Origin of the sequence: Dokdonia sp. (assembly GCF_039945015.1) — a bacterium.
In the GTDB taxonomy this organism is placed as follows: Bacteria; Bacteroidota; Bacteroidia; order Flavobacteriales; family Flavobacteriaceae; genus Dokdonia.
Window position 1 is genome coordinate 270,547 of sequence record NZ_JBDUXP010000002.1, and the last position, 12,735, is coordinate 283,281.

Annotated in this window: 8 protein-coding genes; 7 read left to right on the forward strand and 1 reads right to left on the reverse strand. The window is 32.6% G+C overall.

The genetic code is table 11. The annotated features are described in order from the left end of the window. The first annotated feature begins 162 nt into the window (after positions 1-162). The 7 genes from ABJD27_RS01355 to ABJD27_RS01385 all read left to right on the forward strand — a co-directional run bounded on the left by ABJD27_RS01355 (position 163) and on the right by ABJD27_RS01385 (position 12,365). Positions 163-3,450 carry a hypothetical protein gene (locus ABJD27_RS01355; protein WP_348173202.1) on the forward strand — a complete coding sequence of 1,096 codons (3,288 nt, stop codon included), beginning with the start codon at positions 163-165 and terminating at the stop codon, positions 3,448-3,450. A gap of 153 nt (positions 3,451-3,603) precedes the next feature. Beyond that, complete coding sequence (locus ABJD27_RS01360; RefSeq protein WP_348173200.1) at positions 3,604-4,053, forward strand: hypothetical protein; 450 nt, start codon at positions 3,604-3,606, stop codon at positions 4,051-4,053. A 12-nt stretch (positions 4,054-4,065) separates the two neighbouring features. Then, on the forward strand, positions 4,066-4,683 hold the full coding sequence (locus ABJD27_RS01365; protein ID WP_348173198.1) for a Crp/Fnr family transcriptional regulator: 618 nt from the start codon (positions 4,066-4,068) through the stop codon (positions 4,681-4,683). A gap of 144 nt (positions 4,684-4,827) precedes the next feature. Further along, positions 4,828-7,164 (forward strand): TolC family protein, encoded by a 2,337-nt coding sequence (locus tag ABJD27_RS01370; protein WP_348173196.1) that lies wholly within the window; start codon positions 4,828-4,830, stop codon positions 7,162-7,164. A 19-nt stretch (positions 7,165-7,183) separates the two neighbouring features. Next, entirely contained in the window at positions 7,184-8,269 is a 1,086-nt protein-coding gene (locus ABJD27_RS01375) for an efflux RND transporter periplasmic adaptor subunit (protein WP_348173194.1), read from the forward strand. Between the two features lie 131 nt (positions 8,270-8,400). Beyond that, the gene (locus tag ABJD27_RS01380) at positions 8,401-11,511 is read left to right on the forward strand and encodes an efflux RND transporter permease subunit (protein ID WP_348173192.1); all 3,111 of its coding nucleotides are present in this window, start codon (positions 8,401-8,403) and stop codon (positions 11,509-11,511) included. A gap of 182 nt (positions 11,512-11,693) precedes the next feature. After that, the gene (locus ABJD27_RS01385) at positions 11,694-12,365 is read left to right on the forward strand and encodes an ion channel (protein WP_348173190.1); all 672 of its coding nucleotides are present in this window, start codon (positions 11,694-11,696) and stop codon (positions 12,363-12,365) included. A 4-nt stretch (positions 12,366-12,369) separates the two neighbouring features. On the opposite strand, the gene ABJD27_RS01390 is transcribed toward ABJD27_RS01385, so the two are convergent. Next, a complete protein-coding gene (locus ABJD27_RS01390) occupies positions 12,370-12,714 on the reverse strand; it encodes a helix-turn-helix domain-containing protein (protein WP_348173188.1) in 345 nt (114 codons plus the stop codon). Positions 12,715-12,735: the final 21 nt, after the last annotated feature.

The window sequence follows — 12,735 nt, forward strand, 5'->3', positions numbered from 1 at the left end:
ATATGTACGTTGTAGAAGTTATAAATATCGAATTACACCTAATGATTATAATAAAATCATTGAATAATTTCTTATATTTAATTGATCTTTAGTAAAATATCCCGAATCCTTCCCCTAAGAAAGTTTGTTAAGTTTTAAACTGTTTTAAAATTATCAAGTAGTATGAAAAGGTTCTTCATTTTATTCTTCGTCCTCTTATTTATTAATGTCAATAGTCAAACAATTTCATCTGTAAATGGTGTTCACGCCATCATTTTTGAAGTAGAAGAAGGCAGTATATATGTATATCTACCAGAAAACATTATTAAAGAAAAGGTCTTCTCTGGTACGATATCCATTTTTCCTAATGGAACGACCACACGACAACAATCAAAAAACCTTGAAAGGCTAAAAAAGTACAAAATTCAAATTATTGACAGGGAATTTTCGGCAGGGACTAAGAGATTTTCTGCAACAAGTGCTTCTAGTACGGCTGTTCTTTCGCTGAAAAGCGCCAAAGGAAAAAATGTAGAGAACCAACAAGTAACATTTAATTTAAAATCAATATTACCACCAGAAACACCACTTACGCTACCAAGTCATATAGCAAATAGTGTTAATACTTCCTTCTATGGTTTCTTTGATGGGAATATAGATAACACCTCTGTGACAGCAAATGGAAAAGGGATGCAAGTTATTGCGGAATCTCCTGTGCAGATCTCTTTAAGGCCAGAAAGCCTAGATAGTGTATCTTCTACAATAGAAGTTACAGATGGAGATATCAATTATTCTGGACAATGTAATTCGATTTATTATACTCTTGAAATCGGTCCTACAAATCTAAAACGTGGTGAGTCAACCTATTTTGATGCGACTATTCATGGTGTAGAAACTATTCAGGAAGCACTTACCTATACCGTAACCAATATGACTCCTGCGGTTGTACTCCTAAATGGAGGTAACTCCCAATCATTTATAATTAATCCTGGAGATGGAGAAGGTGGTAATTGGTTTTATCACTTTACTATTAAAAGTACTTCGACAGGGAGTTTTACACTTAATACCTCCCTTATAGTTCCAGAGACTCCATATCCATCTATAGGTTTTAACCCCAACGGGGTGGTTTCCGAAGAAACGCCGCCTACAATTCAAGAGATTATAGATTGTCGTTTGTATCATCAAAGTATTCATATGACTAGTGCAGAATGTGCACAGTTAGGAGGGCAAATATTTAATGGAACATATGAACCATTAGAAACAGAGACAGAAGATTATATCCAAGAAAGTAATGTAGTGATTACGACAACGCAGGATAGTAATGAAATAGAATTACTGATCAACATTGAGGGAGGTGACCTACCAGAAATGGTGGTGTCTACCATGCAATCTTTTAACCCTGAAATTCAAGCTGCAGTTCAATTTTTACCTTCACAACAACAATCATATAGTATTAATTATAAAAATCAAAGTTTTGGAAGTCCAAGTGCTGCTACTATAGAAACAACTTTATTATTCTCCAATGGAAATTCACAAACTATACATACAGGGGTGAATTTTTCTGGCAATCCATTTTATAGTATTGCAGAAAGCGAAGAATTAACAGGAATTAGAGACGAACAAAGAAGGATTAAAAATGAGTTAAGAACCGCACAAAAAAATAAAAAAGAACTTCAAGAAAAACGCAAGCTCGTAAGGGGTAGATATAAAGCAGCGCAGAAAAAACTTGAAGAAAATCATAACCATTTTTGGAATTTATGGCGTATAGATCAGAGTCTTGAAAAAGCGAGACCTGCATTTGCAGATACCCTAAAAGTATTAACAGACAGTTTAAAAACTTTTAAAAAACGAACTAATGGGGCACCAAGCAATGCCAATGCACAAAAAATAGAAGACAATCTACGTGATGCAAAAAAGAGTCTTCAAGACTGCTTAGATCAGGTGGCTAGTTTACAACAGGAGCAAACAGTTCTTACGAAAGAGAAAGAAAAGTTAAAAGAACAACAGAAACAGATTCATAGGGATATCATGAATCTTTTTAGAACTACAGGAATGGATTTTGCTGGTAGTACACGTAGAGATAAAAATGGGAAATTTCATTATCAATACGGTGTTGTCACTGTTTCTAGTAATGGGACTGCAACATACCATAAAGGAGGTTTACCTGCACAAATACTATCAAAGGTTTCTGCTCTAGAAAAACAAATGAAGCTGGTAACAGATAGACTGAATGCCATTACAGAAAGATTGAACAATCTTCCTGCAGAACTAGCTGTAAAAAATATAGTTTGTACTACATTATCAGAACAATTGAAACAAGCTAAAATTGCAAAAACTAAAAAGGATGCCATCATTGCAGAAAGCCAATACTGGAACAATAAGATAAAAGCTGTTTGTGATAGAATACAAGCATTACTTATTAATCTTAAAAAATGGGCAGTAGTGAATGATGCAGATCTTTTAGCTAAAATTAATAAAGTAACCTGTGGAGAAGATATTTGGATACATATCAAAAATGTTATTACTAGAAAAAAAGGGTTAGAGAAAGAATTTGAAAATGAATTAGCCAGTGCTCGGCGCAATAAGAATACTGAAAAAAGTGCACGTGATACATTAGATGATCTTATAAGAGAAGAAGACGAAAAGATTAAGAAATTACAAAGAGCATTCATTGCAAACCAAGAAGCTGAGGCTAAGGCAGCGGTTATTGCACTAGCTAATGACCAACAAAAGTGTTTAAAAATCATGGATGAACTCGGGTATGGTGCAAAATCTGCGATAGATGTAATTAATCTATATGAGATTTCACAAGATGTGAAGAAAGCAGCAGAAGAAGCCAAAAGCGCTATGGATAATTTGAAAAAAGCCATTGCTACTGGTGAAAAATATGGATTGGATGCAGGCGATGCTAAGAATTGGGTAAAAGCAACTCAGAAAAGACTAGGAGATATCTCAAAGAAGTTAGCAAAATTTAAAGAGTATGCAGATCTAGCTAAGAAAATACAAAGCTATGTAGATAGAATAGATACTTTGACAGGATCGGATGGTAGCCCTTCACAAAATGCAGAAGCATTTGGAGAAGGACTAGGGTTTATGAATGAAGCTTTAGATGCTCTAGCCAGTAAACTTCCTATACTAAAGGTATTCACTGCCTATTTTACTTTTATTACAAAATCGTATGGTGCCATTATGAAAGGTGCAAATAGCGCACTACGGAAAGAATATCAAAAGCTATTAAGTAGTGTTAAAAATAATTTGAAATGTGAAAAAATGATGCAAATTTGTCGTAGTAATAATGATGAGTTAGCCAAGATTAAAGAAGAAGTGTATAAAGAATTTGTAGTGAAACCTGGGTATAATTTATTAAGACGTGATCAATCTCAAGCAAAAGATATCATTAGTAAGTTAGTTGAACAAAAAATGGCAGAATGTTGTTTTACACGTTTACAAGCAATTAGAGCAGCACAGCAATAGAAACAACATAACTTTAAAATACAAATATTGCCCATTAGGTAGGAGGGAAGTACTCATTTATATGGATACAGCAGTTGTTTGTTTCCAAATATAGAAACTAAACGGGTTTTTGTTTCCGTATTTGGAAACTATAATCTACCTTTGCCCCATCTTATGAAAGAACAAGAACTTATAGATGCATTTGCTTTAGTGTATAAAGAAGATAATTACCCTCCAATTGCTGGAAAGGTATTAGGGTATTTTTATGTCTCTAATAAAAAACACCACACTTTTGAAGAAATTATGGATGGCATTAAAGCGAGTAAAAGTGCTACAAGTAAAGCACTCAAATTTCTAATAGACCTAGAAGAAGTTACTTTTAAGTTTTCTGAAAAGAATAAACGTAAACGTCTTTTCTTCCCAAATTATGGAGGCACTAAAAAAAGGCTTGAGAAAATTATTATAGCTCACGAGACTGAAACGATATTGCTTAAAAAAGTACTAAAGAGGAGGAATAGTGATACTATAGAAATGAACACCTTAATACAAAATATCATAGCTTTTAATGAAGATATATTGGATTTTATTTCCGGTAAAGTCGATGAGCATTTTAAAAATGAATAAAACTAATTCTATATGGATGATACCCTTCTAGATAATTTAAATAAAACTATAGGACATAAGTTTAGAGAGAAGATAGAAGAATACGTCTTGATATCAAACGAAGAATGGAATATTATTGAAAATCATTGCGAAGTTTTTCAAATTAAAAACAAAGAAGTTCTAGTTAAATATGGAACACTAAATAAAAATGTATTTTTTTTAGCCCAAGGTAGTTTTGAAATGTCATTAATATTGGAACATGATGATACTAAGACTGTTTGGTTTTTTGAAGATGAAATTTTCAATATGCTCACTACTGTAGATAGTGTTCTCTTAAATGAACACACCAAATATGAAATTACAGCACTAGAAGATTCTCTCGTAGTAAAATTTGATTTTGATAAATTTGATTTTTTAGCATCCAAGTATCAAAATATTAATGAGTTTATAAAGAGGGATATTATGGATGGTTTTGTGGTTTTTCATGAAATACGAAATCATATGATTTCACATTCTCCAGCAGATTTTATTACATATTTTCATAAAAAATTTCCAACCATATTACATAAAATACCAGATAAAAATATTGCTCAATTTATGGGGATCACACCTGAGTGGTATAGTAAGATTAAAAAAAAAGTAAAGACTTGAATTAATTCAAGAGTCATCGAACTATTAGTTGATAGATTTGTGGTTTTATTAGTTCTAAACTAGGATGATTCAATTAGAAAAGTGGTTTATAGTAATCCTTTATTATCAAATATAATTTTCAGAAGTGTCAAAATTAACTAACTCATGAGAAAAGCCGTCATAGCATTATTGCTACTCTTTACAATAGTAGCCTTTTCACAAACTAAAGAAACATATCATATTGGTATTTTATTAGATAATCAGGCGCCAGAACTAGCTCCACTTTTAGATACATTACAAGATGAAATAAAAGCGGTAGTGGGAGAAGACGCTACTATTCTTTTTTCTGAATCAAATGTTCTTATAAACGATTATAACGTAGAAAAAGCAACTTCAAATTATAGAATGCTTTTAAACAATAACACAGATATCATTATTGCATTTGGTGTGATCAATAATGAAGTTATTTCTAAACTTAAAACACATATAAAACCTACTATATTATTTGGTGTGATTAACAATGACTTTGATTATTTTAAAGAAGAAAGTCTAACTTCGGGAATTTCAAATTTCACATATTTACTTACTTCTCAGTCATTTAAAAAAGATTTAAACACATTAAAAGAGCTTACCAGCTTTACTAATGTTGGTATTGCAATAGAAGAAGGTTTGATTGATGTGCTCCCATTTAAAACCATATTTGATAGAGAAGCTGCCGCATTAGGTGTTACGTATAAAATAATCCCATATAGTTCGAGTGATGACATCCTTAATGCTATTACAAATGATATAGATGCGTTTTATTTAGCAAGTGGTTTTTTCCTTACTAAAAATGAGATTTCGCAAATTGCAAATAAACTTATTGAAGAAAAAATTCCATCATTCACTACTACAAATATTAACGATGTAGAGACTGGTATCATGGCGACCAACCAATCTAATGATAACATAAATCAGTTTTTCAGACGTATAGCATTAAGTGTCGAATCATATATTAACGGACAAAATCTTTCGGAACTACCTGTTTTAATAGAGTACGAAGATAAACTTACGGTAAATTATAATACAGCAGAAAGTGTTGGGATGCCTATAAAATACAGTCTAGTTGCAAATACTGATTTTGTTGGAGATTTTGTAAACGTTTTATCAGAAAAGAAGTATAATTTACTGGATGTTATGAAAACTGTAGTAGGAGAAAATCTAAGTCTACAATCTAGTAAGAAAAATATTTTATTAAGTGAACAGGATGTAAAAACATCTAAAAGTAATTACTATCCAAGTGTTACAGCAAGTGCTACAGGAACTTATTTAGATCCAGATTTAGCTGAAATATCAAATGGTCAAAATCCAGAATTTTCAACTTCAGGTGCTATTTCTTTAGAACAAACTCTTTTTTCTGAAGCTGCAAATGCAAATATTTCTATTCAAAAAAATCTATTAAAAGCACAACAAGAAACGTATAATGTAGATGAGCTCGATGCCATATTTAATGTATCTAACGCCTATTTTAATGCCTTAATTTCAAAAGCTAATTTGCAAATTCAGAGTCAGAATTTAAATCTTACCAAAAAGAATTTACAAATTGCAAATCAAAATTTTGATGAAGGTCAATCTGGAAAATCCGATGTATTACGTTTTACGAGTGAGGCAGCACAAAACACACAATCCCTTATTGAAGCTACCAATCAATTAGAACGTACATATTTTACTCTTAATCAATTATTAAATAACCCCATTGATTATGAAATTGATGTAGATGAAGCCGAATTAGGCGAAGGCATTCTAAAGAATTATAATTATCAACAATTACGTGATGTCGTAGACGACCCAAAACTACGTGAACCATTTATAGATTATCTCGTTAAGATTGCTAAAGAAAATGCGCCAGAAATCAAATCATTAGATTATAACTTACATGCAAATAAGCGTTCTATAAAACTTAATAGTTCTGGAAGATTCTTACCCACACTTGCATTGCAAGGACAATATAATCGTGATTTTAATAGATGGGGGAAAGGAAGTACACCAGCACCTGTGCTAAATGACAATTATAATGTAGGTGTAAATTTATCTATTCCTGTTTTTAATAAAACGCAAACCAATATTAATAAGCAGATTGCTATTATACAGCAAGATCAACTTATTATTAATAAAGGAAATATTGAACTTAATATAGAAGCAAATATTAATAATGCCATACTCAATTTAATAAATGAGATTACGAATATTGAGATTTCTAAAGTATCTGAAGCTACAGCAAGAGAGAGTTTAGATCTCACACAAGTATCCTATTCTAACGGTGCTGTAAACATTGTGCAATTACTAGATGCACAAAACAACTATTTATCTGCACAACTATCGCAAATAACAGCTGTGTATAATTATTTATTGAGCTCTATACAGTTAGAACGCGATATAAGCTATTATTTTTTATTGCATTCACCAGAAGAGAACCAAGCGTTTATTCAAGCATTTTATGATTTTTTACAAACTAGAAACTAACACTATAACCATTAGTAATATGAAACATAATAGATTAATAATAGGGCTATTTTTAATAACCATATTCTTTATGTCTTGTGCAAAGGATAAAAAAGAAGAAAAACCGCCTTTGCGTCCAGTTGCTTATCAGGAAGTTAGCCTTTTAGGAGGTGAAGCTACACGTACATTTAGTGGGACAGCAAATACAGATAAGGTTATAAATCTAAGCTTTAGAAATACCGGCATCATTACGGAGTTTAATCTAAAAATAGGGCAGTCTATAAAAAAAGGACAATTACTAGCTAAGTTGGATAATGTACAATCACGTCTTAATTACGAAAATTCGTTATCCTCTTTAAATAGTGCTGAATCACAAATGAATACTGCAAAATTAAGCTTGAATCGTGTACGCTCTCTATATGAAAAAGGAAGTACATCCTTAAGTGATTATGAAGCTGCAAAAAATTCGCACAGAACTGCTATTGCAACTCATGAATCTGCTAAGCGTACTGTTTCTATACAACAAGAACAAATACGTTACGGATATTTATATGCCCCAGAAGATGGAGTTATCGCACAAGTAAATGCCGAAATTGATGAGAATGTAAGTACTGGTCAAAACATTGCTGTTTTAAATGCAGGAACAGATATGGAAATCGCATTGGGAATACCAGAAAATGTGATTAATCAAGTAAAACAAGATATGACAGTTGCCATTCATATTTCATCACTTCAAGATGAAACTTTTAGTGGTAAAATAACCGAAATATCTCCATCTATAGATCAAAATACATCTACCTATCCAGTACGTGTAAAAATCACAAACCCATCACAAGATATAAAATCAGGAATGGCGGCCAATGTTACTTTTCAATTTGGAAAACAACAACCTACAGTTAAAACACTAGTCGTTCCTGCAAAATCTGTTGGTGAAGATGCATCAGGGAACTTTGTGTTTTTAATAGATGAGTCTGGAGATAAAACTATTGCAAAAAAACAACCTATCACTATAGGTAAACTAACCTCAGAAGGATTTGCTGTTACCAATGGGCTATCTGCTGGTCAAAAAATTGCAATTGCAGGCTTACAAACCTTATTAGATGGACAGGAAGTAAAGTTGCAATAGCATACACACGAATCACTAAGACCATAAAAGTATTCCAAAACAAATTGTATACATGGATTTTTAGCTTTCGCGAAAGCGTAATTTCTAAGAAACCCACTTTTAGTAATAAGCATACTACAAATCATCAAACTATGAATCTTACAAAGTTCTCCATAGAAAAAAATAGAATCACATATATGATTCTGACTACGATTATCATATTGGGTATCACTTTATATCAATCTTTACCAAGAGATAGTATGCCTCCTATGACGATCAAAGTGGCCTCTATAGTATCTCAATTCCCAGGAGCAGGGCCAGAACGTGTAGAAGAGCTCGTTACTGATAAAATTGAAAAGGTAGTTCAAGAATTACCTGAACTAAAAAAAGTAACGAGTACTTCAAGAACGGGCTTATCTGTTATAAGTGTAACTCTTAAAGATGAAGTTGCTGCCGAAGATTTACAAAGTATCTGGGACCGATTACGCCGTAAATTAAACGCTATTCAAGGATTACCGTCTAATGTGAACCCTAATTTAAATGATGAAGGAATAGGCGATGTTTATGGTATTGTTTTAGGGATTACAAGTGATGGCTTTTCATATGCAGAAATGAAAGAATATGTAGATGACATCAAAGATGATTTGATAAAACTTGACAATGCTGCCAAAGTAGAATTAGGCGGGGAACAAGAAGAACGGGTATTTGTAGAATTTGATGATTCTAGATTAAAAGAATATGGGCTTTCTGCTCAAAAATTAAGTTCTACTATTACTGCACAAAATATATTGAGTTCTGGAGGACAAATTAATGTAGAAGATGAGCGTATTGTATTAGAACCTACTGGAAATTTTGATAGCCTTTCTGATATTCGTGATATGCTAATCCCTGTCGGAGATGGTAGTCAGTTAGTATATTTAAAAGATATTACAAAAGTAGAAAAAGGATACATTTCACCTCCAACTCAAAAAGTAAGTGTCAATGGGATGAATGCCATAAGTATGCACGTGTCCTTAAAAGATGATGCAAATATCATCGTATTAGGAGAAGAGGTTCATAGGATAAAACAAAAATGGCAAGCGCTATTACCTGTTGGTTTAGAGCTTCACACCTTATCATCATTAGATACTTATATAGATAACCAAGTAAGTAATTTTATGGTAAATCTAATGCAATCTGTTGCTATTGTATTTGCGGTAATGTTATTTTTCCTAGGTTTTAGAACCGGATTAATTATTACAAGTCTAATACCTATTGTTATTATAACCACATTTATGGTAATGGGACTTATGAATATTGGTATTAATCAAGTATCGCTAGCCGCCTTAATCATGGCATTAGGAATGATGGTAGACAATGGTATTGTCGTTGCAGAGACCATTGTTGTAAAATTAGAAGAAGGTATCGGTAGGAAAGAGGCAGCCATACAAGCTTGTTCGGAGTTATTTACACCGCTTTTAATCTCCACACTTACGACAGCTGTTGCATTTATGTCTTTTTACCTTGCAGAATCAGTTATGGGAGATATTGTTGGCCCTATTTTCTTAGTAATTACTATTGCACTGGTGTCCTCTTGGTTTATTTCACTTACGATTATCACATTGCTTTCGTATGTATTTATGAAAGTAAAACCAAAAGATGCCAAAAAGAGCATCATAGATAGAGCCATAGAATGGTTAAAAGGACATTATAAAAACCTCATTTTAATATCGCTAAGACACAAAGGCAAAGTCATGTTACTTATTATCGGAATGTTTTTTATAGCTTTATTTGGCTTTACAAAAATTGAATTTTTATTCTTTCCAGATAGTGATCGTAATATGGTTACTGTAGATATTAATTTACCCTTAGGAACCAATATAGAGCGTACAACACAGGTTGTGACTGATATTGAAGCGTTTATTGCTACTACTTTAAAAACGTCCAAGACCAATACAGAAGGTGTTTTAGATTGGTCTTCATATATAGGAGAAGGTCCAGAATCGTATGACCAAGGATATTCTACAGATGAAGCAAACTCTAGTTATGCACATATTTTGGTAAACACCTCTAGTTTTGATATCAATCAAAATATGATCAATCAACTAGATGCATTTTGTTATGACAATTTCCCCAATGCCGATATTAAAGTAGGATTACTAGCTGCTGGAGGAGGAGGGACCCCTATTGAAATAAAAGTAAGTGGAGATGATCCAGATCAACTTGCTTCCATTTCAGAACAAATAAAATTAAAACTAATCACTATTACAGGAACTAAAAATATAAAAGATGATTGGGGGCCAAAAGCAAAGAAGTTTGTTATAGATATTAATCAAATAAGAGCACAAACAGCTGGTGTATCTAGTCAAGACATAGCAACCTCTTTGCAAACTGTTTTAGACGGATTTACGACAGGGGAGTATAGAGAAGGAGATAAATCGATTCCTATTGTAATGCGTAGTGATAAGAGTCAAGAACAAACCCTAGAATCAATAGAGACCTTACATGTATTCTCACAAAACACAGGAAAAAACGTGCCTTTATTACAAGTAGCAACTATAAAGCCCGTCTGGCAATACGCAAAAATAAAACGCTTAGATATTAACCGTACGATTACCGTTTCTAGTGAGTTACGTGAAGGCGGAAATGCCTCTGCAATTACTGCCGAAATTACACCTTGGTTAGAAGAACTTGCTACAACTTGGGATACTGGATATAATTATAAATTTGGTGGAGATGCAGAAAACACGGCAGAAAGTATGGGAGCTGTAATTAAATACTTACCACTTTGTGGTTTTATCATTATGTTACTCCTAGTAATACAATTTAATTCATTCAGAAAAATGATTATGGTGTATTGCACCATTCCATTGGCTATTATTGGCGTTGTAATTGGGTTGCTTACTTTCAGAGAACCCTTTGGATTTATGCCATTTTTAGGAATCATAGCACTAGCAGGAATCATTATTAATAATGCCATTGTATTAATAGATAGAATGGAAATTGAGCAAAAAGTACTTAAAAGGAAGGAAGAAGATTCTGTAGTTACTGCGTGTTTACAACGTTTCAGGCCCATACTACTTGCAACATTTACAACTGTTTTAGGGCTAATTCCATTATATTTAACTGGAGGAGAAATGTGGGAAGGTATGGCAATTTCAATTATGATAGGATTATTATTTGGTACGGTAATTACCTTATTTTTTATACCTACCTTTTATAGTGTATTGTTTAAAGTAGATTATACAGACTATACTTTTGATGATACGTTAATTGAAGATTAATCATTTATGGTGAACTTTCTTTTTTTTTATTTGGGCGTGACCACAAGGGTCGGGCTATCCACTCATACTCCTCGTTATTTCTTTTGCTTCGCTTCAGAAATAACTGTGGGGTAACCGTTGCTATCCCTCACGCAAAATGAAATTTTATATTATATATTTGACAGATAACATATGTATAGTTTATGAAACGCCTGAAAGAGATAATATATAAATATAGATTCGAGTTCTTTTTAGCAACCTTAGTTTTTAATTTATTTGGAATATTACTCTTTACAGACGCATTATTTATCACCTATTTATTTCCCATAGGATTGTTATTGAACATCTTAGCAGGAATTAATTTAATTTCAATTAAAAAGGTAAAAATTCTTCTTACGATACTATTTTTAGCCACGGCATTTACTTCTGGTTTTGCTATGTCTGATATACAGCATATATCTCTTGATCTACTTCGGTTTGGATTTTATTTCCTCTTTTATGTTGTCATAACGTATGAAATTATCAAGCAAATATGGTTTACTAAAGATGTAAATAAAGACCTCATTATAGGAGTAATTTCTGGTTATATTACTTTAGGACTTGTAGGTTTTTTCATTTTTATGGCAGTAGAGATGGCGCAGCCTGGTTCTTTCCATAGTTCTCTATTTACAGATACCTTTACAATGACTCAAAAATCAGATAGCATTTTATATTACAGTTATATCACATTAATGACTATTGGTTATGGAGAGATTGTCCCAGTAACGACTGTTGCTCAGAAGGCAGCTATTTTATTAGGATTATGCGGGCAATTTTATCTAGTAATTATAACAGCAGTCGTTGTAGGGAAGTACTTAAATTATGCTCAGAAATAATATCTTAGTCCTCTTTATAAACACAAGGTTCCTGAATTTCCTTTCCCCATTCACATAGCTGATTAAGTATTGGTATTAACTTTTTCCCTTTAGGAGTCAATGAATACTCAACTCTAGGAGGGATTTCTGAGTATGATTTTCTAAAAACAATACCATTAGCCTCCATTTCTTTAAGCTGTTCTGTAAGTACCTTTCTGCTTATTTTTTCTATCCGAACCGCTAGTTCTCCAAAACGAAGTGTTCTATCGTGTAGTATATATACAATAATAGACATCCATTTGTTTCCTATGATGTTCATAGTGTGCGTCATTGGGCAATTATGTGGGTTTTCTATAAGACCTCTTGCCATATTAGTTACTTTTAGGTTACT

Excerpts from the sequence above, each read along its gene's own strand:
- ABJD27_RS01355 (WP_348173202.1), top strand. The coding sequence starts at position 163 with ATGAAAAGGTTCTTCATTTTATTCTTCGTCCTCTTATTTATTAATGTC.
- ABJD27_RS01360 (WP_348173200.1), top strand. The coding sequence starts at position 3,604 with ATGAAAGAACAAGAACTTATAGATGCATTTGCTTTAGTGTATAAAGAA.
- ABJD27_RS01365 (WP_348173198.1), top strand. The coding sequence starts at position 4,066 with ATGGATGATACCCTTCTAGATAATTTAAATAAAACTATAGGACATAAG.
- ABJD27_RS01370 (WP_348173196.1), top strand. The coding sequence starts at position 4,828 with ATGAGAAAAGCCGTCATAGCATTATTGCTACTCTTTACAATAGTAGCC.
- ABJD27_RS01375 (WP_348173194.1), top strand. The coding sequence starts at position 7,184 with ATGAAACATAATAGATTAATAATAGGGCTATTTTTAATAACCATATTC.
- ABJD27_RS01380 (WP_348173192.1), top strand. The coding sequence starts at position 8,401 with ATGAATCTTACAAAGTTCTCCATAGAAAAAAATAGAATCACATATATG.
- ABJD27_RS01385 (WP_348173190.1), top strand. The coding sequence starts at position 11,694 with ATGAAACGCCTGAAAGAGATAATATATAAATATAGATTCGAGTTCTTT.
- ABJD27_RS01390 (WP_348173188.1), bottom strand. The coding sequence starts at position 12,714 with ATGGCAAGAGGTCTTATAGAAAACCCACATAATTGCCCAATGACGCAC.